At 42.8% G+C, this 21,410-nt stretch carries 19 protein-coding genes; 12 read left to right on the top strand and 7 right to left on the bottom strand.

Features of this window, described 5'->3' with window-relative positions:
- The first annotated feature begins 64 nt into the window (after positions 1-64).
- On the top strand, positions 65-697 hold the full coding sequence (locus tag ACMXYW_RS09150) for an MOSC domain-containing protein (RefSeq protein ID WP_415903806.1): 633 nt from the start codon (positions 65-67) through the stop codon (positions 695-697).
- Positions 698-710: 13 nt separating this feature from the next.
- On the opposite strand, the gene ACMXYW_RS09145 is transcribed toward ACMXYW_RS09150, so the two are convergent.
- Positions 711-1,481, bottom strand: coding sequence for a sulfite exporter TauE/SafE family protein (locus ACMXYW_RS09145; RefSeq protein ID WP_415903805.1), 771 nt, complete (start codon positions 1,479-1,481; stop codon positions 711-713).
- Positions 1,482-1,751: 270 nt separating this feature from the next.
- Between ACMXYW_RS09145 and ACMXYW_RS09140 the strand changes: the two genes are divergently transcribed.
- Both ACMXYW_RS09140 and ACMXYW_RS09135 read left to right on the top strand, forming a co-directional pair.
- A complete protein-coding gene (locus ACMXYW_RS09140; protein WP_415903804.1) occupies positions 1,752-2,669 on the top strand; it encodes an ABC transporter ATP-binding protein in 918 nt (305 codons plus the stop codon).
- Positions 2,670-2,672: 3 nt separating this feature from the next.
- Positions 2,673-3,434 (top strand): ABC transporter permease, encoded by a 762-nt coding sequence (locus tag ACMXYW_RS09135; protein WP_415903803.1) that lies wholly within the window; start codon positions 2,673-2,675, stop codon positions 3,432-3,434.
- Between the two features lie 10 nt (positions 3,435-3,444).
- Here ACMXYW_RS09135 and phnN read toward each other — a convergent pair whose 3' ends face one another.
- Positions 3,445-4,005 (bottom strand): phosphonate metabolism protein/1,5-bisphosphokinase (PRPP-forming) PhnN, encoded by a 561-nt coding sequence (phnN, locus tag ACMXYW_RS09130; RefSeq protein WP_415903802.1) that lies wholly within the window; start codon positions 4,003-4,005, stop codon positions 3,445-3,447.
- A gap of 219 nt (positions 4,006-4,224) precedes the next feature.
- Between phnN and ACMXYW_RS09125 the strand changes: the two genes are divergently transcribed.
- From ACMXYW_RS09125 to ACMXYW_RS09115, 3 genes are read left to right on the top strand one after another with little or no spacing between them, the layout of a single operon-like run.
- Positions 4,225-4,965, top strand: coding sequence for a transporter substrate-binding domain-containing protein (locus ACMXYW_RS09125; protein ID WP_415903801.1), 741 nt, complete (start codon positions 4,225-4,227; stop codon positions 4,963-4,965).
- A gap of 17 nt (positions 4,966-4,982) precedes the next feature.
- Positions 4,983-7,412, top strand: a complete 2,430-nt coding sequence (locus tag ACMXYW_RS09120; protein ID WP_415903800.1) for a putative bifunctional diguanylate cyclase/phosphodiesterase — start codon at positions 4,983-4,985, stop codon at positions 7,410-7,412.
- Positions 7,413-7,419: 7 nt separating this feature from the next.
- Entirely contained in the window at positions 7,420-7,758 is a 339-nt protein-coding gene (locus tag ACMXYW_RS09115) for a hypothetical protein (protein WP_415903798.1), read from the top strand.
- Positions 7,759-7,822: 64 nt separating this feature from the next.
- Here the strand turns inward: ACMXYW_RS09115 and ACMXYW_RS09110 are convergent, their stop codons facing one another.
- The gene (locus tag ACMXYW_RS09110) at positions 7,823-9,247 is read right to left on the bottom strand and encodes a DEAD/DEAH box helicase (RefSeq protein ID WP_415903797.1); all 1,425 of its coding nucleotides are present in this window, start codon (positions 9,245-9,247) and stop codon (positions 7,823-7,825) included.
- Positions 9,248-9,903: 656 nt separating this feature from the next.
- Between ACMXYW_RS09110 and ACMXYW_RS09105 the strand changes: the two genes are divergently transcribed.
- The 4 genes from ACMXYW_RS09105 to ACMXYW_RS09090 all read left to right on the top strand — a co-directional run bounded on the left by ACMXYW_RS09105 (position 9,904) and on the right by ACMXYW_RS09090 (position 14,225).
- The gene (locus ACMXYW_RS09105) at positions 9,904-10,959 is read left to right on the top strand and encodes an HD domain-containing phosphohydrolase (RefSeq protein ID WP_415903796.1); all 1,056 of its coding nucleotides are present in this window, start codon (positions 9,904-9,906) and stop codon (positions 10,957-10,959) included.
- 147 nt (positions 10,960-11,106) lie between these two features.
- Positions 11,107-11,505, top strand: coding sequence for a DUF2750 domain-containing protein (locus ACMXYW_RS09100; RefSeq protein WP_415903795.1), 399 nt, complete (start codon positions 11,107-11,109; stop codon positions 11,503-11,505).
- 149 nt (positions 11,506-11,654) lie between these two features.
- A complete protein-coding gene (locus tag ACMXYW_RS09095) occupies positions 11,655-13,889 on the top strand; it encodes a YgiQ family radical SAM protein (protein WP_415903793.1) in 2,235 nt (744 codons plus the stop codon).
- A 153-nt stretch (positions 13,890-14,042) separates the two neighbouring features.
- Positions 14,043-14,225, top strand: coding sequence for a hypothetical protein (locus ACMXYW_RS09090; protein ID WP_415884395.1), 183 nt, complete (start codon positions 14,043-14,045; stop codon positions 14,223-14,225).
- A gap of 41 nt (positions 14,226-14,266) precedes the next feature.
- Here the strand turns inward: ACMXYW_RS09090 and ACMXYW_RS09085 are convergent, their stop codons facing one another.
- The 3 genes from ACMXYW_RS09085 to ACMXYW_RS09075 form a co-directional block, all read right to left on the bottom strand.
- Complete coding sequence (locus ACMXYW_RS09085) at positions 14,267-14,890, bottom strand: DUF5610 domain-containing protein (RefSeq protein WP_415903792.1); 624 nt, start codon at positions 14,888-14,890, stop codon at positions 14,267-14,269.
- Between the two features lie 139 nt (positions 14,891-15,029).
- Positions 15,030-16,358: an ATP-binding protein gene (locus ACMXYW_RS09080; protein ID WP_415903790.1), complete on the bottom strand. Its 1,329-nt coding sequence runs from the start codon at positions 16,356-16,358 to the stop codon at positions 15,030-15,032.
- A gap of 92 nt (positions 16,359-16,450) precedes the next feature.
- Positions 16,451-17,782 carry a diguanylate cyclase domain-containing protein gene (locus ACMXYW_RS09075; protein ID WP_415903789.1) on the bottom strand — a complete coding sequence of 444 codons (1,332 nt, stop codon included), beginning with the start codon at positions 17,780-17,782 and terminating at the stop codon, positions 16,451-16,453.
- A 148-nt stretch (positions 17,783-17,930) separates the two neighbouring features.
- Between ACMXYW_RS09075 and ACMXYW_RS09070 the strand changes: the two genes are divergently transcribed.
- The gene (locus ACMXYW_RS09070; protein ID WP_415903787.1) at positions 17,931-18,845 is read left to right on the top strand and encodes a hypothetical protein; all 915 of its coding nucleotides are present in this window, start codon (positions 17,931-17,933) and stop codon (positions 18,843-18,845) included.
- Positions 18,846-18,912: 67 nt separating this feature from the next.
- Entirely contained in the window at positions 18,913-20,298 is a 1,386-nt protein-coding gene (gene cysS / locus ACMXYW_RS09065) for a cysteine--tRNA ligase (RefSeq protein WP_415903786.1), read from the top strand.
- A 62-nt stretch (positions 20,299-20,360) separates the two neighbouring features.
- On the opposite strand, the gene folD is transcribed toward cysS, so the two are convergent.
- On the bottom strand, positions 20,361-21,215 hold the full coding sequence (gene folD / locus ACMXYW_RS09060; protein WP_415903785.1) for a bifunctional methylenetetrahydrofolate dehydrogenase/methenyltetrahydrofolate cyclohydrolase FolD: 855 nt from the start codon (positions 21,213-21,215) through the stop codon (positions 20,361-20,363).
- Positions 21,216-21,410: the final 195 nt, after the last annotated feature.

Raw genomic sequence — 21,410 nt, 5'->3', positions numbered from 1 at the left:
CAATTTGGTTGTGGTCGTATATGTTTAAGTGACTGCGTTTCAACACCGTTTATGGAGGCGAGGCATGTCTACTTACCAAGGTACCATCAAGGGTTTATATATAGGGCAGCCAAAACCAATTGGCCCAGATGATGCGCTAAGCGGTATCTTCAAAGAGCCCGTTGATACTTGTTTACTAACCAAAACAGGGCTTGAAGGTGATGTTCAAGTAGATAAGCGTGTGCATGGTGGTCCTGAAAAAGCGCTGTATCAATTCCCCTCAGAAAATTACGCAATTCTTCGCCAAGCCTTACCGCACCTTGAAGATAGTTTTATCTCTGGATCGATAGGTGAAAACCTTTCCAGCGAATCAGTGGATGATACTCAGGTTCATATTGGTGATATTGTGAAAGTGGGTGGTGCTTTAGTGCAGGTATCCCAACCCCGCAGGCCTTGTTGGAAAGTGAATCATAAATACGGCAATGGTCATATAGCGCCATTGCTGATGTCGCAGGCGATTAGTGGTTGGTACTACCGTGTGTTAGAGGAGGGTGAATTGCAAGTAGGCGATACATTCGCTTTACAGGAACGGCTAGAGAATAGTGTCGCTGTTGCTGAAGTTTGGAAAGTCTTTGTAGAAAAGCTACAGTCCAGATTACCGCCAGAAGCGTTTAATACTAATATCCCAGGTTTATCGACTGAATGGCGTTTTGAATAGCTGTTATCAGGGCTTAACCGTAAACATCGTAGAAGAAGTAAGCAGTGATGCCACAGCTGGCGAAAATTACAAAATTACGCACCCACTGCTGTGGTAACTGACGTGAGTAGTGCGCAGCATAATAACCGCCTGCAAGTGTACCTATCAGCACGATCGTACCGGAGTACCAGTCAATCACTCCATCAATAATAAACAGCACAATTGCGATCAGCGATACGCATGAAGATACCAATAATTTGATACCGTTCATGGTGTTGATATTGGTATAACCCGCCAAAGCTAAGTAGCTCAGCGTGATAATGCCTAAACCGGCATTGAAGAAACCTCCATAGAGGCAAACGCCAAACAGCAGTAAGATCAGAAGAAAACCTCCTACTGCTGATGCATGCTTATGGGTGCCCGAAAGGTTTTTTAATGCGCTGTTAAGTCGTCCGCCAAAGATAAATAAAACCGTGGCAAACAGCAGTAACCAAGGCACAGCTTCAAGAAAAACTTCTTCAGGTGTTCTTAGCAGTAGCACGGCACCTGCGATACCACCGATAAAACTAATCAAGATTAATTTTATGAGGTTCTTTCGATCTTGCCTGATATCTTTTCGCAGCGCATAGGTACCGCTCATATAACCAGCACAGGCAGAGAATGTATTGGTCGCATTCGCGCTAATCGGCGGTACACCCACAAACATCAATGCCGGAAAGGTAATAAAGCTGCCGCCACCAGCGATTGCATTTAATACACCGCCAAAAAAACCAGCTACAAAGAGAATAAGGAGTTCAAACAACATACAAATGTGAAGTCTAAGTGAAAGAGCGATCAAGTATACATGACTGATCTCGACATTATCTAAGTAGAACCGCTTAAGTAGATTTTGCTTAGGTGAATTTAATACAGCAATTTATTCTGATTAAGTTAGCCAATAACTGCGTCAAGTAGCTATTGTTATGATCTTGATAACAGAGTGTTTACTTTGCGATATCTACCTGAGGGATAGATATTTCTCTACTATTGTCAAAGCGTTTTCATATACAGGTTCCACTTCAGGAGTTAGCGATTAATGCAGCCGATTATTCAGGTGCAGGATTTAAATAAAACTTACGATTCTGGGTTTACCGCTCTACGTTCGGTGAATCTTGATATCAACAAAGGTGAAATCTTTGCGTTGTTAGGGCCTAACGGAGCGGGCAAAACAACGCTGATCAGTATTATTTGCGGTATTAGTCGTGGAACCTCTGGTACGGTTTTAGCGGGTAACCATGATATCGCCAAAGATTACCGTCTAGCGCGAAGCAAAATCGGATTAGTGCCGCAAGAACTGACTACTGATGCTTTTGAGACGGTCTGGGCAACGGTTAACTTTAGCCGTGGTTTATTTGGTAAGGCTCCTGATAAGGCTTATATAGAGAAAATTCTTAAGCAGCTTTCTCTCTGGGATAAGCGTAATTCTAAGATGCTGGAACTGTCGGGTGGTATGAAACGTAGGGTGATGATTGCCAAAGCCCTATCTCATGAGCCGGAGATCCTTTTTTTGGATGAACCTACTGCGGGTGTTGATGTCGAACTCCGTCGTGATATGTGGGAGATGGTTAGAGAGTTGCGTGATAACGGCGTGACGATCATTTTGACTACGCACTACATTGAAGAAGCCGAAGAGATGGCTGATCGTATCGGTGTTATTCGTAAAGGGGAAATCATCCTGATCGAAGAGAAGGCGACCTTAATGTCTAAGTTGGGTAAAAAGTCGCTGCACATTCACCTTCAACAGCCGATGGAGCAAGTGCCTTCAGAGTTAGAACGTTTTAATCTGACTTTAGAGCAAGCGGGGGAATATCTTCAGTATGTTTACGATGCCAGTGAAAGTGAACAGGTTGCTGAATTGTTAGCGAAATTAAACGATCTTGGCGTTGGGATTAAAGATTTGAACTCTTCGGAAAGCTCGCTTGAAGATATCTTTGTAGAACTGGTGCAGGAGTAAGTGATGAATTTTTACGGTATTCGAGCGATCTATAAGTTCGAAATGGCACGCACCTTTCGAACGTTGATGCAGAGTATTGCTTCCCCTGTGCTTTCAACATCGCTCTATTTTATTGTCTTTGGTACTGCCATTGGATCAAGAATGGGGGAGATTGATGGTATTAGCTATGCGGCGTTCATTATTCCGGGGCTGTTAATGCTGTCTCTGTTGAGTGAGAGTATTTCTAATGCTTCGTTTGGTATCTTTTTTCCAAAGTTTTCTGGGACGATTTACGAAGTGTTGTCGGCACCGGTTTCACCTTTTGAGATCGTGGTGGGCTATGTTGGCGCGGCAGCAACCAAATCGGTCATGTTGGGGCTATTGATACTGGCTACGGCGAGCTTGTTTGTCGATTACACTATCTTGCACCCACTATGGATGCTTTGTTTCCTTGTTATTACTGCTATTACCTTTAGCTTATTTGGCTTTGTTATTGGTATCTGGGCGGATGATTTCCAAAAACTACAGATCATTCCATTGATGGTAATTACACCTCTTACTTTCTTAGGCGGAGCGTTTTACTCGATCAATATGTTGCCTGAACCTTGGCAGACCATCTCATTATTTAACCCTGTTGTTTATTTGGTGAGTGGTTTCCGTTGGGCGTTCTATGGTGTGGCTGATGTGAATGTTGGCCTAAGTTTGGGAATGACCATACTGTTTATGATGAGCTGCATGGCGATCATCGCTTGTATATTTCGAAGTGGCTACCGCATCAGAAGCTAGATCGTAGCGATTAACGAATAAATCGGTGCTCGGTGATGATATCCATCAGGGCATCGATCCCTTCTTCTTTAGAACCGCTGTTGTCTATATAAAGCGTGTTCGCTGGCATGTGGTCCAAAAAGTCAGCATGGCGCTTTAAACGTTTCTCTATCTCTCGATCCGTTTCCCTGCCGCGATTATGTAACCTATCTCTCAGCAGCTCGGTTTGAATATTGATCATCACTGGAATTAGAAAATCGTATTGTTTCATGGCGATCGGCAGGTATTCACGGGAGCCATTAATAATGACGTTAAGCCCGGCTTTAACCCAGATCTCGACCTCTTTACCTATTCCATATAAGTGACCATGAGATGCCCAATGCATTGCAAACATAGCGGTATCAACACGCAACTGGAACTCTGATTCTGTCAGATGAATATGATTTTCGCCGCCAGCATCGGCAGCACGGGTGATATATCGGTGGGCGATAAATGCTTGATGGCTATGCTCTAAGCGCTGCCTGCAGCCTTGGAGTAGGGTGTCCTTTCCCGAGCCTGAGGCTCCCATAAGATAGTAGAGTTTGCCGCTCATCAACTTTCCGCTAGTTAGATTGAATGATTTAGTTATAGCAAAGTGCTTTTGTTAAAGCTTTACTGTTGTTGATTTGATTTGATTTGATTTGATTTGATTTGATTTGATTTGTTTTAGACCTGTAGATGAGTTTGTTTAATGTCGCTCCTATTTTGATCAAGATATGTTTAAATTAACTCATTCTGTTACAGGGTTGTTCAATATATGGAGGTTGTGACAGTGAAGTTATTTAACCGTTTGGCTATTTTTGTAGCGGCGTTGCTTTTACCGCAGGTTGGCATAGCCAACCAAACGGTTCAGCTCTATACGGTTGATTATCCTCCCTATAGCTTGATCGATGATAAGGGGGCTATCAGTGGCATTGATGTGGAAGTTACGCAGGCGGCTTTCGCTGCGGTAGGTATTAATGCGGATATACAAACGGCCCCTTGGAAGAGGATATTGAAAAGTATCCGTCATGGTCGAATGGCTGGGACCGTCACTTGCTCTAAACGGGCAGGCCGAGATCAATTTATTCTGTTTAGCGATGTTTTGAGCGAAGCAAATCAATCTGCAGTGATGCGTCTAGATCGATCTGATGATGATATCGTCAATTTTGAGGATCTTAGAGAGGTTTCTGTATCTGTAGTAGATGGTTGGGGAATACAGAAGGAGTTACAGCAAGCGGGTATAGCCCACTCTGTAGTACCTGATGTAGATAGTGGCATCCGCTCGTTAATCTACCGTAATGTAGATGTTTTCTATAATGCGGGGTTAGTAACAAATTACCGTGCACGAAAACTAGGTTTGCAGGATGAAATTAAGATTAAGCGCCTGAAAGGGATGCACAGTACGCAGTATCATTTGTGTTTGAGTAAAGCGTATCCGAAAGCGGAAGTTCTTCTAGAAAAATTTAATGAAGGTCTACGTTTAATCAAAAGCAACGGACAATATCAGGCTATTTACGATCGCTATCTTTAATGGCAAAACATCATTTTATGGGTCTAAACTTACGACGTAAAATTGCTCTCAAACAAGCACGTTTTATTTTGATTATTGCGTTGCTGTTGGGTGTGTTCTCTACCGGATTGCAGATCTATTTAGATCTCCAGCAGGTGAGAAAAAATACCACTGAGGACATTGAACGCATCATTAGCCTGTATCGTGATACAGCGACTCAAGCTGTTTATAATTTGAATGCATTTCAGGCGAATGAGGTCACATCTTCACTGATCTCTTATCCCACAATTTACCATGCGCAGTTGATCGATGACTTCAGTGAAACTTTAGCTGAACATAGACGTGATCAGACCTTGAGTTCTAGCTTTCTATCGTTGCCTGCCCAACAGTTATTCGACCTGAATCGCTATATAGAGATGGAATTGGAGTTGGCTTCTGTTAATTCAGGCAACGAAAGAGCTCGGTTGATAGTTGAGTTAGATACAATCCATGTAGCTAATAGTTTCAGTCAGCGCGCAATCAATAGTTTACTTTTGGGTTTGATGCATAGCGTTGCTTTAGCAGCGATTATTTTGCTGTTGATTTATCGGTATCTTTCCCGACCTATAGTGCAAACAGCAAAATGGGTGAATGAACTACGTTCGGAAGGTAAAAGTTCGGCTTTGCCATACACGGCAGAGGATGAACTAGGTGACTTGGTTCGGAGTTTTTCTGGGCTTTGGAAAGATCGTGAGGCAGCTACTGACAAATTAACGAAGATGGTGGCTGAGTTATCTGAAAGTGAACATTTCTCTCGCTCAATAATGGATAACGCCGGGGACGCTATGTTCTTGTGTGAACTGGACAGCACTATTTTTCGTGTCAACAATCAAGGGGCGAGCACCTTAGGGCTATCTAAACAGCAGCTCCGTGATACTAAACTTGCTGAATACAGCAAAAACTACTCATTTGATGAATACCTGCAGCTTTGTGAAGGTATTAGTGATACTCAAGTCACTACCTTTGAAGATCTCCAGATTAACGCCAATGGTAAGGTCTTTCCGGTAGAAGCGAGAGCCATTAAGTTATCCCTTCAGTCGGATGAGTACCTGCTTATTGTTGCTCGAGATATCTCGGTGCGCAAGCAAGCAGAAAAACAGATCCATGAGTTAGCCTTTTACGATACCTTGACCGGGTTGCCTAACCGTCGCTTATATTTAGACAGGCTGACAGCATCGCTTGAATTGCATCAGGCTAATCATAGTTTTGGCGCTGTACTATTTTTAGACTTAGATAGATTTAAAACGATTAATGATTCCCTAGGACATGGTGTTGGTGATGAATTGCTGAATAACATCGCGCAACGTTTAACCCATGTTCTACCAATTGAGTCGACTTGCGCGCGATTTGGCGGTGATGAGTTTGTCATTCTCTTACCCGAAACGGGTAGCTCTTCAGATGTCTGTGCTGATGTATCTGCCCATGTAGCTCAAGAAGTCTTAAAAGTTATGTCAGAGCCGTTCAGTATCGAGGGGCATACGCTCTACTGTACTGCTAGCCTAGGTATCGCTGTTTTCCCTGCATCTGATGCTTCAGCTCAGGATATTATTCGTCAGGCAGATACAGCCTTATATCGTGTTAAGGCGATGGGGCGAAATGGTTTCCAGTTCTATGATCCTGAGATGCAATCTACAGCGCAGGAACGACTAGAAGTGGAGAAAGGGCTTCATCAGGCGCTTAAATCCAATCAATTTGTTTTATGGTTCCAACCTCAGATTTGTAAGGATGGTCAAATAATAGGGGCTGAAGCGCTTATTCGTTGGCAGCACCCGGAAAAAGGGCTAATTTTCCCGGGTGGGTTTATTCAGGTTGCTGAAGAGAGTGGCCAGATTGTTGAGATTGGCAATTGGGTTTTAAGAGAAGGTCTGAAGCATTTGGCGAAATGGCGTGCCGATGGTTTACCTGAGAGCTTTCAGCGTCTTGCAATCAATATTAGTCCTATGCAATTTATGCAGGTGGATTTTGTCGATCAGGTGATCAGCTTAATGGCTGAATTTGATCTTCCAGGCGATGCTGTTGAATTAGAGATTACCGAAAATATGCTGCTTAATAACTTTGAAGTAGCAAGCCACAAGATGAAACTCCTTAAAGGTAAAGGGGTTTGTTTTGCGATTGATGATTTTGGTACGGGGTACTCTTCGCTTAAATACCTTCGGAATTTGCCGTTGGATATTCTTAAAATAGATCGCTCTTTTGTAACCGGTCTTCGCTCTAAATCTGAAGAAGCAGCTATTGTTGAAGTTATTATGGCGACAGCAGATCGTTTAGGGTTATTGGTCATTGCTGAAGGGGTTGAAACCCTAGAAGAGAAAGAGACCCTAGTTGAATTGGGTTGTGACTGCTTCCAAGGTTATCTACTATCCAAACCACTGCCTGCTGATAAGTTCATAGAGTTTTCATCAGCTAATTCTTCCGCAGAAATTGATTGAGTAAGTAATGGGTTCATTAAGTAAACAATTAGAGACGATCTGGGAGCTAGCTTCAGATGCGCATACCGCGATTCAGCGTGATTTTGCGGATATAGACCCACTCATTGGTGTAAGCCAGAATATGCGAAAGCAGGGTATACCTGCGGATGTGATGACGATTGATTGTTTAAGAACGCGTAAGCGAATCATTGTTATATTGCATGATCAACAACCTGACATTGTAAGTTACAAATTTGCAGGTATGGACTCAGATCCTGAAGGTGACTTTGAAAGTTTAGCGTTTGAAAAAGTCACCAAACAGACAATCTATCAATGGATCGCACAGTATTTCAAAGAGCCGTTATAAATTGATCTACTAAAATGAACCATCAAAAGCAATCAGGCCAGTATTAACTGGCCTGATTGCTTTTTTAAGTTCGGTTGCCCCAAGGGTTTGATGCTGGGCGTTTAGGTCTGAGTTTCTTGTTGTTACCTTCAGACTGCGAATTTGGCTTCTGTCCTTTAGGTTTCGAACTATTTCTTTTATGCTTATTCGAACCTTCACTTGTTTTGTGTGATTGGTTTTTACCCTGAGGTTTGTGCCCGCGGGAATTCTCCCCTGAACGTTGGCCGTCACGATGGCCTTTAGCCTGCTTGGGTTTGTTACTGTTATTTGACTTCTTGCGAGCCGGTTTTTTGCTTAAATCTGAGGTTGGTAGAGCGTGTACCGGTTCGAAACCTTCGATGATCTCTCTGTCTAATACTTTACCGATTAAACGCTCTATCGCGTGTAACTGATCAAATTCATCAGCACTTACCAATGAAACGGCTTGGCCTGTTGAGCCTGCTCGGCCTGTACGGCCAATACGATGAACATAATCTTCAGGCACATTAGGTAGATCAAAGTTTACTACTTGTGGTAATTGGTCAATATCAATTCCGCGGGCTGCGATATCCGTTGCAACTAGAGCTCTTACAGAACCACTCTTGAACTCAGCTAAGGCCTTGGTTCGAGCGCCTTGGCTTTTATTACCATGAATGGCAGCAGCACTGATTTTGGCAGTTTCTAGCTGACGAACTAAGCGGTTAGCACCGTGCTTCGTTCTGGAGAATACAAGCACTTGATGCCAATCATTGTCTTTGATTAATTGGCTCAGAATTTGCGATTTCTGCTTTTTATCAACTGGGCAGATCCACTGTTTAACCGTTGATGCTGTGGAATTGGCCGGGGTGACCGAAATCTCTACAGGATTAGAGACAAAGCCTTGGGCTAATTTTCTAATTTGCGGTGAAAATGTCGCTGAAAATAGAAGGTTTTGGCGTTGTGAAGGCAAAAACTTCAGGATTTTCTTAATGTCATGAATAAAGCCCATATCCAACATGCGATCAGCTTCATCTAGGACAAGAACTTCTAGTTGAGCAAATTTAACAGCACCTTGATTATGCAGATCAATTAATCGACCGGGCGTCGCTACTAAAACATCAACACCGCCTCTTAACTTGGCCATTTGTGGATTAATTTTGACGCCGCCAAAAACTACGGTTGAACGTATGGCTAAATTCTTTGAGTAGCTCTCAACACTATCGTTTACTTGAGCTGCAAGTTCTCTGGTTGGGGTAAGAATTAACGCCCTAACATGCCCGCGCTTAGCAGGAGTACCGTGGCTTAATCTCTCTAAAATCGGGAGAGTAAAGCCTGCGGTTTTGCCCGTACCTGTTTGTGCGGCAGCCATAAGGTCGTGACCTTCTATGACTGCAGGGATTGCCTGCTCCTGAATAGGGGAAGGAGTTGAATACCCTTTTGCATTAATTGCATCAAGAATAGGGCTCGATAAGCCAAGTTCATTAAAGCTCATTATTTATCTCTTAAGGAAAAGCATTATTTGCGCGAAAACGTTCAGGTCGATCCATACAGAAGACTTTTAACACGCAGTCATAGTGTTTGATTGGAGCTATGGGCGTCACACTGAACGTTGCGAGGCCTTAGGAGATAGGGGAGAACCGTACTACATTCCTGCTCTACAGGTAGCTCGTAATGATATTTGATGGATAATTACGGCACTGGGTAATCAATTCGCGGATACTAGCATTTTGAGAGCTGCTTAGCAGCTCAAACTTGATCAGATGAAGTTTATCTGTTGATCAAGGTGCGAACCTTCATAACGTCCGCAAGTTTTTCAGATTCAAAGATCTGGGTTCTAATTGAAATTTAGGCATGCTAACCGGGCCATAATTTATTGCCGGCCTCTAGGTTGTGCATCTCAAGGCACTGTTTTTAGTGTATTTATCAGTGAACGTAGCTACACATAAATTCAATAAATTGAATTCCATTCATTTTGTGTGGTTATGACCTTATTGTTAACTTGTTATTTTTTGCTAAACAAAAGTTGAAAGCTAGACTGAGTTTGTAACCGTTTGAAACCAATTTATAAGTTTTCCACTAATACACGGCCAATCAGCGCAGTACTCTGGGTATATGGAAATTTGTAATGTGCATTAAGGGACTAAACGCATGAACAGCTATGTTAATCATCATAACATATTGATTTGTGATGACTCTCTTACAAACGTTTTGATACTAAGCAAGTTAATCGAAACTGAAGTCCGTAATACATCCATTACTTCCTTAACCGACCCTAGAAAAGTCTTACCTCAACTTGAACAGCAAGATTTCGATCTAATTTTGTTAGATCTCGAAATGCCAGGATTAAACGGCTTTGAGGTGTTGTATCAAATTCGTCAGCGCTGGGAGATGGATCAACTCCCTGTCATTATACTCACGGGTTCTACCGGAGCTGATCTTCGTAATAAAAGTTTATCGAATGGTGCAAATGATTTTATGAATAAGCCGTTTGATCAAGCTGAAATCTGTCTAAGAGTAAATAACACCTTAAAAATCGCAAATGCACATAAGGTACTTTCATCTGAAAAAACTAAATTAGAGTCACTGGTTCAAGATAGGACGCAAGAGTTAGACAAGACGGTAGAAAATGTCATCCAATTACTAGGGATGATTGGTGAGTATAAAGACACGGAAACAGCCAAGCATGTTCTAAGGGTGGGAAAAATTAGCCAGGTCCTTGCTTTGGGTGCAGGGCTGCCAGCTGACCTTGCTTATTTGCTTGAAAAAGCCGCTCCACTGCATGACATAGGTAAGGTAGGCGTGCCAGATAGAATCCTATTAAAACAAGGTCCTCTGGATGAAGAAGAGATGAGGATCATGAAGCAACACACTGAACATGGCTATAACCTATTATCTGGAAATGATGCTCTAGTCATACAATTAGCACGTAGTATTGCAGCTACACATCATGAAAGGTGGGACGGAAATGGCTATTTGCACGGCCTGAGCGGCGAATCAATCCCGATTGAAGGGCGCATTACTTCTATTGCTGACGTTTTTGATGCTTTGGTAAGTGAGAGGCCATATAAGCAGGCTTGGTCGTATAAGGAAGCAGCAGATTACATAGTAAAAGAATCTGGTAAAGCATTTGATCCTAAGTTGATTCTGGTATTTCAACAACACTTAGACGATATCATCCATATTCAAAAAGAGTTGGCAGATTGATATCGAGTGATGGAAAACTTTTGTTTGTGAGATGATTCGGTTTTATCTAGTGAGCCTTAAATATCTTAGGATTATTAGAGAGACTGTGAGGTATAATGGGCCCATTATTTTGTAAGTGTGTCTGAAACACGCGTAATTGAGGCTTGTATGTCAAACGATTCACATTCTCCATCGTTAGAACAATTGCAACAATATAACGAAGAGCAGCTTTATAGCTTCTTTATAGCGGAATCTGTAACTAATGAGCAGATTTGGATTTTGACAGATGAATACGGTTGCGTGATGTTAAACACAGACGATGAAGACTGTGTGCCGGTTTGGCCGTCAGAAGAGCTAGCACAAGCTTGGGCAACTGAAGAGTGGAGCGAGTGTAAACCGGAAGCGATTAGTCTCTCTGTTTGGCATGAGCGTTGGACACCAGGTTTAGAAGAAGATGGTTTCGCAGTAGTTATTTGTCCGTTTGAAAGCCAAGATGGCATAGTTACTTATGCCGAAGAGTTAGAGAAAGCCTTACAGAAAAAGGCTGCTAAACTAGCACGTAAATAAACTATTCTGTTTGATCTGTACAAGGCTGTAGTCTTTAGCTATAGCCTTCCTATCATTGAATATTTTCCATATTAAGAATTTTTCACTGGGCGTATACCTACCTTTCTGGGAAAATAGACTCTAATTTCATATTCAAGTAGCCTCGTTTTATGCCTCGTTCTGCTCCTGACTTGTTTTCATACCCTAAATATTGGGCTGAATGTTATGCGCCAGCGCCTTTTCTTCCAACTTCAAGAGAAGAGATGGATGCATTAGGCTGGGATAGCTGTGATGTCATTATCGTCACCGGCGATGCATATGTAGATCATCCTAGTTTTGGCATGGCAGTGATGGGGCGTGTGCTTGAAGCACAAGGTTTTAGGGTAGGTATCATCAGTCAGCCTGATTGGACTAGTGCGGATGCCTTTAAAGAGTTAGGCCAACCCAATCTATATTTTGGTATCACGGCTGGTAACATGGACTCTTTGATCAACCGCTATACCGCCGATAAACGTACGCGTCATGACGATGCTTATACGGCTGGTGGTATGGGCGGTAAAAGGCCGGATCGTGCGGTTATTGTGTATAGCCAGCGTTGCAAAGAGGCTTATCGTGAGACGCCTGTAGTGCTTGGCGGTATTGAGGCAAGTCTTCGTCGAATTGCTCAATATGATTACTGGAGCGATAAAGTTCGTCGTTCGGTTTTACTCGATGCGACAGCCGATATCTTGCTTTACGGTAATGCGGAGAGAGCTATTGTTGAGCTTACGCACCGTTTAGCTAATGGCGAGACCATTGAAGAAATTCAAGATCTCCGAGGGACGGCGATCCTAAAAACAGCGTTACCTGCCGATTATATTGAGGTTGATTCAACCCGTATTGATTGGCCGGGTTACATCGATCAGCTACCAAATCCTTATGAATATACAGATGCGGCGACCTGCGATAAAAAAGACGCGTCTAAGGGCGATGAGCCTCAACCTCTGCGTGTTATTCCTGCGCCACTAAAAGGTAAAGAGAAGCTACCTGACGAAACTTATATTCGCTTACCTTCTTTTGAAAAAGTCTCTAAAGATCCGGCTTTGTATGCTCATGCATCGCGCGTTTTGCACCAAGAAGCGAATCCGCACAATGCGCGTGCTTTGGTGCAAAAGCATGGTCATCGAGAGTTATGGGTTAACCCGCCGCCAATCCCTTTAGAAACGGCAGAAATGGATAAGGTGTTTGGCTTGCCTTATCAGCGAATTCCGCACCCTCGTTATGGGAACCAAAAAATTCCTGCATTCGATATGATCAAGTTTTCGATCAATATCATGCGCGGTTGTTTTGGTGGCTGTACCTTCTGTTCTATCACTGAGCACGAAGGCCGTATCATTCAGAGCCGCTCCCATGAATCGGTTATCAATGAGATCGAGGATATCAAAGAGAAAGTACCGGGTTTCACTGGTGCTATCTCTGATTTAGGTGGCCCAACATCAAACATGTACCACCTGAATTGTAACGATCCAGATATTCAGGCTTCTTGTCGTAAGCTTTCGTGCGTCTATCCAACCATCTGTAAGAACCTGAATACCGATCATAGCCCTACGACTGAGTTATATCGTAAGGCGCGTAAGGTAGAGGGTGTACATACCGTTTCGATCTCTTCTGGTTTGCGTTATGACCTAGCCGTAGAAGACCCAGAGTACGTAAAAGAGCTTGTGACTTATCACGTAGGTGGTTACCTCAAGATTGCGCCTGAGCACAGTGAGGATGGCACACTATCTAAAATGATGAAGCCAGGCATGGGAACTTACGATGCATTCAAAAAGATGTTTGATCGTTTCTCCCGTGAGGCGGGTAAAAAGCAATACTTAATTCCTTATTTCATAGCGGCTCATCCGGGCTGCGAAGATGAGGATATGGTTAACCTTGCTCGTTGGTTGAAGAAGAATGAGTTCAAAGTAGATCAGGTACAAACCTTCTATCCATCACCAATGTCCTTGGCGACGGCGATGTATCATTCGGATAAAAACCCACTTAAAAAAGTGACCTACAAGAGTGAAAAGCTCTACACACCTAAGAACACTGAACAGCGTAAAGTTCAGAAAGCATTGCTTCGATACCATGATCCTGAGAACTGGCCACTATTACGTCAGGTGCTGCCGAAAATGGGGCACAGTGATCTAATTGGTGAGCGCGACTCATGTTTGATCCCTGAGGAAGAGAAGAGCGCTAACTCCAATCGCAGAGGTGCTACTAAAAAGCCTGCGGTGAAATCAAAAGCGGCGAGTAAGCACAAGAATGCGAGTAGTAGACGACAAGATTCAAAAGCAGGTATGTCCTTTGCTAAGCCAGCTAAGAAGCGTGTAGGGGGTAAACCGAGTGGTAAGAAGCAAAGAATGAAGAGCGTAAAGCCACGCTAAATTCTGAATTTGTCATCTAAATGCACTAATAGCAGTTTTAAATGTCAAAATTGTGCTGTTGTATAGCAGGAGCATTGCTAGAATAGCAGTAAGGTTTAGCTGAAATTTCATGCTAAGTTGCCTAAATGTAGAACGTCTTAAGGAGGGTTGGTCATGACTACCGATAAAATACACCCTAAATTTACCGAAGCGATGGAAAAGCTCACTCAGATGAGTGAGGAAGAGAGACTGTCTGAGGAGAATAAAGAGCTTTTTGAACAAGCGATGAATTATGCGCCTTTAGATATTCAGCCCAAATTAGCCGCTATTCGTAAAAAATATGACGAACTGCATTAATTGAGACAAACACGTAAAAAATGTCGCTTAGGCGGCATTTTTTATGTCAGTAATTTATCTAGCAGCTCATCATCGATAAACTCATCTGCTGCTTGGATATTGGAGGTAAACTCTTCATCCTCAAATGAATCAAAACAGAAACCGAAGCTATGAATAAAGGTTTCAATTCCTTCTAAGCAATACTCTCGGTAAAGGTCTACCAGTTCATTCAAATCGTCACTGTCTGTAAGTGCCATCTCTTCTAGCTGTTCTATTGCCGTTAAAGTCCCTCGATTTAACGACTCAGTGATTAAGTTAATAAAGCGATCCAATGATTGCTCTTCACTTAACTCAGGTAGTGCGTTGCGAAATAGAGGAAATTGCTGGGTTATATATTCAAGCGTAGCTGTGGCATATTCTTGCGGAGCTACATTACCTGAGGGGGCAGGATTGGATCCCAAAAAAGCATTGCCTGTTTCATTATGTAGCTCATGGCCTAGTAGCATGATGACTTCTTCATAAACCTGAGCCAGAGGCGGAGACAAAGTACGATCTGTGAAACTTGCGCTGACGTTAGAATATGTCTCTGGATAAGGTTGAAAACTGGTTTGGTAAACCTGTTTGTTGATGTCTTGTAGTTGAGGGGCATTCTGCGGCGGTTTGTTTTTGGTCGATGTCACTTGCATAAGTTTTCCGTCCGTTTTTTTAATTTCTCCTTACATATAAGTATTGGACATCGTTTCTAAATGTGACTGATTTTTATTCAATTTAAACGGTCGTTTTGAAAAAAGATTTCAGCATGAAAATAATTGGATATGAAAACTGTTAAATGTAGTAAGTGTCATCTTCTGCCGTGAGCGCATAAGGGGAAGTGCTGGGAAGAGTAATATGTAATTCAAATCCTCCATCATCAGGAGATTGAAGTTCCAAACTGCCACCTAATACACCCGTGACTAAGTTGAATATTATATAGAGCCCTAGACCGTTGCCACCTTGACCAAATTTAGTGGTGAAAAAGGGATCAAAGACTTTGGCAAAATTTTTAGTTGGAATGCCACAGCCAGTATCACTGAATATTAGTGTTATAGTCTTATCGCAGAGTTGGGCACAGATTTTAATTTTCCCCGTTTGTTGGTCGTCAAATGCATGCATTCGGGTATTGTTGATCAGATTGTCAAAGATCTGTTGTATAGGTGCAGCAAAGCTATTCATAGAAATATCATGGGGTATTAGATTCTCCACAATAATATTTGATCTGGCGAGAGTTTGAGTTTGCCGATTTAACACCTCCTCAACTAATGCTCTTAAATCAAGTTGGCTTCGATCGTATTGATTGTCATTAGTTGATATTTGTTGGCAGCTTAAAATCAGCTCGGCAGTTTTTGCGGTACTTTTTTCTATTAAATCAGTAGACTCTAGAACGTTACTTAAAAAACTCTCCAAGGCTGATTTAGTCATTTCACCAGAATTAAGCTGATCTTGGATTCTACTAGTATCTGCTCTTAAGGCTGTGCTGATTGTACGAATATTGCCAATGGGTGTGTTTAGTTCATGAGAAATGCCTGCGACTAATTTGCCCAGAGAAGCTAGCTTTTGCGTATTAGCCAGTTTTAGCATGGTGGCTTTGAGCTCTTCATTGGCTTCTTCGAGCTTTTGCGAGTGGTCGGAGAGGGCGTCGTTTAGTTGCTTGACCTCCGCTTCAGCCTCCATTCTTTGGGTTATATCAATTAAAGATTCAATAGCGCCAACTATATTTCCATCTTCATCGTATAGTCGTTTTGCCGTGAAATAGAGCCATCTATCAATATTGCTGCCAAGTTTGGGGAAGAAGCTTTCAACTTCATAAGCATCTTCTATAAACGGAGATTTTCGATGAAGGCCAGGATAAAACTGCTCAAGCTGCTCTTTGTCATCATCTAAAACTACATCAGCCAATATTGGACGAGGTGCAGGATAAAAGGTTTTCCATTGATCTTTTGTTCCAAGAACAGCCTTGGCAGGAATGCCAAAGACTTTTTCGCAGGCTTTATTCCAAATAATGACCCTGTGATCATTATCGATCACAATAATTGGTTGAGGGTAAGTATGCACAATCTCATCGAGTAGCTTCTGCTCATGAGCACTACAAGGATTGCCTGAATCAGGACAAGGCATACCTAAATTCCAAAATTTTGGTCATAGTGTAGTTTTAGACCTGATGTGGAATCTTTTCAAAATAACTTACGGTTTAAAGAGAGAATTGAACACTATTTATAAAGGTAATAGCCGTTACCACCAAGAAACTTAGCGGCATACATCGCTTTATCGGCGTTACCAATCAGTTTCCCGCCGTCCTTGCCGTGGTCTGGGAACACTGCAATACCGGCACTAGCACCGATACATACTTCAATATCATCTATCATCATTGGCTGTCTTAAAGACGCAATGATTTTTTGCGATACAAGTACAGCGCTTTCAATTGAGGCTGTATCCTCTAATAAAACTGCGAACTCATCCCCCCCTTGACGAGAGACAGTATCAACTTTGCGTACTGCAGTATTAAGGCGTTGGGAGGCGATGGTCAGTACTTTATCGCCAAAAGGGTGGCCATATTTATCGTTGAGGGGTTTGAACTCGTTAAGATCGAGATAGATAACAGCACATAGTGTTTTGTTTCTTTGTGCATGTTGCACAGCGCAAGTTACTCTATCCAAAAACAGCGCGCGATTAGCTAAACCTGTAAGAGGGTCGTGAAAGGCTAAAAACTCAAGCTTTTCTTGGGCTTGTTTTTGCTCAGTATTATCTAGGAACTGGCCAATATAGTGGGTTCTTTGGCCTTCTTTGTTGAGCACAACCGAGATTTTGATTTTCTCGCTAAATAGCTGCCCGTCTTTTTTGCGGCTCCACGTTTCACCTTCCCAATAGCCTTTATATTGCAAATTGCTATTGATGCTTTCCATAAATTCAGGCGCTAACCATGTAGCATTGATTGCGCTGGCAGGTTGGTTAATAACTTCTTGTTCGTTATAACCAGTCAGCCTAACAAAAGCAGGGTTAACTATGGTGATATTGAAATCGATATCCGCAATGACAACCGCTTCATTGCTCTGCTGAATCGCATTTTCAGCGAGCTTGCAGATAGAAAGTTGGTCTGTGGTAGGCTGAACGGATCGTTTCATTAATCCAACAATGCCACTGACTTTGCCATGTTTGTCTTTGAGTGGTGCTTTGCTTAACCAATAACTGTGCTGGCAATCGGGGTTAAGGCGTAGTCCTTCTAATTCGACATGTGTTTGTGATAAAAACACTTGAGCATCAGAATCAACCAGTTGAGTATGAAGGTGTTTAGGGAAAAGTTGTCGATCTGTTTTGCCTTTGATGCATTTCGCAGGCATATCGAGTAACTCAGCATAGGCATCATTTACAAAGAGATACTCTGCTCGACGATTTTTGATCCAAGCAGGGTGAGCAAGAGCAGAAAGGATTGAAAGCTGTTGCGATGCAATTTGGTTTCCCTCCGCCACAGGGTTACTCATAGGAGTATTGGGTGGTGTTAAGGAAGGGCCAAGATCCTGCTGGCCAAATTGATCGTTATCCATTTCTGGTACATCCTGTTTAATTTTTATACTTATTCTCGAATCCTTACAGTTTTTATACCAAAGGTCTAGTTATATACAACGGGACTATATTTTTCTGTAGTGATGCCGCACTAAATTTGGGTTATCTCTTGAGGTTTAGGTTCATAAAATGAAGTTATTAGCAGTGATTTTATTTTCGTTTTTCCTTTGGGGGTGTGGCCAGAAGAAAGTGGTAGAAAAAGCGCCTGCTGCGAAAGCGAAAGGTTGGGATGGTGTTATACATAATTACACTGTTTGGCCCGATCGTGTGCAAGAAACATCAGGCTTAGCTTCTCATGATGGATTACTCTGGACTATTAACGATAGTGGTGATGGGCCCTATCTTTATGCTCTGGATGCGCAGCACAACATTGTCAAAGTAATCAAAGTAGAGAATGCAAAAAATATCGATTGGGAAGAACTTGCACAAGATGAGTCTTTTCTCTACATAGCGGACTGCGGTAATAATCGCGGCAGGCGTATTGAGCTGCAGATTTATAAAGTTGCTTGGAAGGATCTAGAGTCTACAAGGGCGGGAGGGGTTGTCTCCCCTGAAGTGTTGAAATTTAGATATGCTGATCGACCAGCGAAAGTAGCCCCGAAAAGTCATAACTTCGATTGTGAAGCGCTAACAGTGGTCAACAATGAGCTATGGCTTTTCACTAAGAATAGAGAAAATGAACAAACCCATCTTTATAAGCTCGATAAGAGTGAAGCAGAGCAATCTGTAACATTGACTGAGCGCTTTGATGTTGAAGGTTTGGTGACAGCTGCTGACTACGACCCTGTTACTAAAAGGTTGGCTTTATTGGGCTATGCCAAGCAGAAAATTTTTGGACATTCTTTTCTGTGGGTAGTACCTATGACTGATGCTCCGAATTGGGAAGAAGCGCGCCGGACCTATATTCAGCCTTATGCACAGTGGGAAGCTTTGGTTTGGGATCGAGAGAATAATGGGCGTTTAGTGCTGAGTACTGAGAAAAGCCTTTTACTGGATGTGGGTGTGGGTGAGCTAAATTTAACTGTCCCTACCGAGATTCCTTAGCCGCAGAGTGCTAATTCATTTATACTAGCGGCCCTTTTTATTTTTCGAAATTATAAAGTTACGAGTTATGCTTCAAATATATAACACACTGACCAAAGAAAAAGCTCCGTTTAAGCCACTAGAAGAAGGCAAAATCAAAATGTACGTTTGCGGAGTGACCGTTTATGACTTGTGTCATATTGGTCATGCACGTGTGATGGTCGCATTTGATGTTATTACTCGTTTCCTTCGCTCGCAGGGCTGGGATGTGGATTATGTTCGCAACATCACTGACGTAGATGACAAGATCATCAAGCGTGCTGCTGAAAACGATGAAACGCCTGATCAGCTAACTGAGCGTATGATTGCAGCCATGCATGAAGATGAAGCTTCATTATCTGTGCTTCGTCCAACTCAAGAGCCAAGAGCGACAGCGCATATCGGAGATATCATCTCTCTAGTCGAAACACTGGTAGAGAAAGGTTTTGCTTACCCAGCATCCAATGGTGATGTTTACTTCCGAGTTGAACGCTTTGAAGAGTACGGCAGATTAACCAACAAAAATGTTGATGAGCTACGTTCAGGTGCTCGAGTTGAAGTAGATGAAGCTAAAGAAAGCCCGTTGGATTTCGTATTGTGGAAATCTGCTAAAGAGGGTGAGGTTAGCTGGGAATCCCCATGGGGGCTAGGTCGTCCAGGTTGGCATATTGAATGTTCAGCTATGTCTAAATGCTGCCTTGGCCCAACATTTGATATTCATGGCGGTGGTCCAGATCTACCATTCCCACACCATGAAAACGAGATTGCACAATCTGAAGCTGCAAACGGATGTACTTATGTAAATACGTGGATGCACGCAGGTCCTGTACGCGTGAATTCTGAGAAGATGTCTAAATCTTTAGGTAACTTCTTCACGATTCGTGATGTGCTGGAAAAATACAACGCTGAAGTGGTTCGTTTCTTCCTTGCGCGTGTTCATTACCGTACGTATATCGATTACAGCGAAGATAGCTTAAAAGAAGCGCGTGTTATGTTAGAGCGTTTCTATCAAGCACTACGTGGTGTTGATATTTCTGATGAAGCACCAGTAAATGATTTTGATGCGCGTTTCGTTGAAGCGATGAATGACGACTTCAACACACCAAAAGCAATCTCAGTTCTGTTTGAGCTTGTGAATGAGTTGAACAAAGCTACACGTGAAAACTCACCTGAGGCAGGTAAGCTTGCCGGTCAATTGGTGCGCCTAGGTTCTATTCTTGGTTTACTGCAGCAAGATGCTGATGCCTTCTTGAAAGGCGAAGACAAAGAGGGCGAGCTTAGTTCTGATGAAATCGAAGCGTTGATTGTTCAGCGTGCAGAAGCGAAGAAAGCGAAAAACTTCGCTGAGTCTGATCGTATCCGTGATGAGTTAGCAGAGCAGGGCATTATTCTGAAGGATAGCCGTGAAGGTACGACTTGGTTCAGGGAAGCTTGAGTCGGTCTTTAGCGGAAATAAAAAAAGGCAGCCTAGGCTGCCTTTTTTATTGAGTAACAAACTTAAGCGTTTTGCTTGTTTGCTGCTTCTAAAGTGTTTTCCATCAGCGTAGCCACAGTCATTGGCCCTACGCCACCTGGAACAGGGGTAATAAAGCCGGCTTTCTCGGCTGCAGCTTCATAACCCACATCACCGACTAGGCGACCATCTTCAAGGCGGTTGATGCCTACATCAATCACGGTAGCGCCTTCTTTGATCCACTCACCTTTCACAAGGCCGGGAATACCAACACCGACTACTACAAGATCCGCACGGCGAACGTGTGCTTCAAGATCTTTAGTGAAGCGGTGAGTTGTTGTTACAGTGCAACCCGCAAGAAGCAGTTCTAACGTCATAGGGCGACCAACGATGTTAGATGCACCGACTACGACTGCTTCCATACCATGTAGATCTTGACCTGTAGATTCAAGTAGCGTCATAACGCCTTTTGGAGTACAAGGGCGAAGAACAGGCATACGCTGAGCTAGACGACCTAAATTGAAAGCGTGGAATCCATCAACATCCTTTTCTGGGCGGATGCGTTCAAGGATCTCATTGCCATCTAGATGTTCTGGTAGAGGAAGCTGTACCAAGATGCCGTTAACTGAATCGTCTTGGTTTAGTTCATCAACAAGATTCAGTAATTCCTCTTGAGTCGTTTCTTCAGGTAGGTCAAAAGAGCGGGATTCAAATCCTACATCCTGACAAGCGTTCTTCTTATTGCGAACATAAACCTGAGAAGCTGGGTCCATACCTACAAGTAGTACTGCTAGGCAAGGAGCTTTTTTACCGTCGTTGATTCGTTGCTGAACACCTTCAGCAACCTGACGGCGAACATCTGCGGCAATTTGCTTGCCATCAATAATCTGTGCGCTCATTTAAAGGGAGGGTCCTTTATTAAGTTTTATCTGGGGTGAATTCTCTCATGGTTGAGTATTTCGTCCAAGCGCCTTTTGTTAATTAGCTATAGTAAGTAGGTACAAGTAATTGAGATGTAAGAGGGTAGGCGTACATTTACATCGAAAAAGGTGAAAGTGATGGCTAGAGCATCAATCGGATCAATTTGATAGCCA

Origin of the sequence: Neptuniibacter sp. QD48_55 (assembly GCF_047778115.1) — a bacterium.
Taxonomy (GTDB): Bacteria; Pseudomonadota; Gammaproteobacteria; order Pseudomonadales; family Balneatricaceae; genus Neptuniibacter.
The sequence above is the reverse complement of the archived record's forward strand: the minus strand, read 5'-3'. Positions and strand labels throughout refer to the sequence as shown.

Coding starts and splice junctions, on each gene's coding strand:
- ACMXYW_RS09150 (WP_415903806.1), top strand. CDS start 65: ATGTCTACTTACCAAGGTACCATCAAGGGTTTATATATAGGGCAGCCA.
- ACMXYW_RS09145 (WP_415903805.1), bottom strand. CDS start 1,481: ATGTTGTTTGAACTCCTTATTCTCTTTGTAGCTGGTTTTTTTGGCGGT.
- ACMXYW_RS09140 (WP_415903804.1), top strand. CDS start 1,752: ATGCAGCCGATTATTCAGGTGCAGGATTTAAATAAAACTTACGATTCT.
- ACMXYW_RS09135 (WP_415903803.1), top strand. CDS start 2,673: ATGAATTTTTACGGTATTCGAGCGATCTATAAGTTCGAAATGGCACGC.
- phnN (WP_415903802.1), bottom strand. CDS start 4,005: ATGAGCGGCAAACTCTACTATCTTATGGGAGCCTCAGGCTCGGGAAAG.
- ACMXYW_RS09120 (WP_415903800.1), top strand. CDS start 4,983: ATGGGTCTAAACTTACGACGTAAAATTGCTCTCAAACAAGCACGTTTT.
- ACMXYW_RS09115 (WP_415903798.1), top strand. CDS start 7,420: ATGGGTTCATTAAGTAAACAATTAGAGACGATCTGGGAGCTAGCTTCA.
- ACMXYW_RS09110 (WP_415903797.1), bottom strand. CDS start 9,247: ATGAGCTTTAATGAACTTGGCTTATCGAGCCCTATTCTTGATGCAATT.
- ACMXYW_RS09105 (WP_415903796.1), top strand. CDS start 9,904: ATGAACAGCTATGTTAATCATCATAACATATTGATTTGTGATGACTCT.
- ACMXYW_RS09100 (WP_415903795.1), top strand. CDS start 11,107: ATGTCAAACGATTCACATTCTCCATCGTTAGAACAATTGCAACAATAT.
- ACMXYW_RS09095 (WP_415903793.1), top strand. CDS start 11,655: ATGCCTCGTTCTGCTCCTGACTTGTTTTCATACCCTAAATATTGGGCT.
- ACMXYW_RS09090 (WP_415884395.1), top strand. CDS start 14,043: ATGACTACCGATAAAATACACCCTAAATTTACCGAAGCGATGGAAAAG.
- ACMXYW_RS09085 (WP_415903792.1), bottom strand. CDS start 14,890: ATGCAAGTGACATCGACCAAAAACAAACCGCCGCAGAATGCCCCTCAA.
- ACMXYW_RS09080 (WP_415903790.1), bottom strand. CDS start 16,358: ATGCCTTGTCCTGATTCAGGCAATCCTTGTAGTGCTCATGAGCAGAAG.
- ACMXYW_RS09075 (WP_415903789.1), bottom strand. CDS start 17,782: ATGGATAACGATCAATTTGGCCAGCAGGATCTTGGCCCTTCCTTAACA.
- ACMXYW_RS09070 (WP_415903787.1), top strand. CDS start 17,931: ATGAAGTTATTAGCAGTGATTTTATTTTCGTTTTTCCTTTGGGGGTGT.
- cysS (WP_415903786.1), top strand. CDS start 18,913: ATGCTTCAAATATATAACACACTGACCAAAGAAAAAGCTCCGTTTAAG.
- folD (WP_415903785.1), bottom strand. CDS start 21,215: ATGAGCGCACAGATTATTGATGGCAAGCAAATTGCCGCAGATGTTCGC.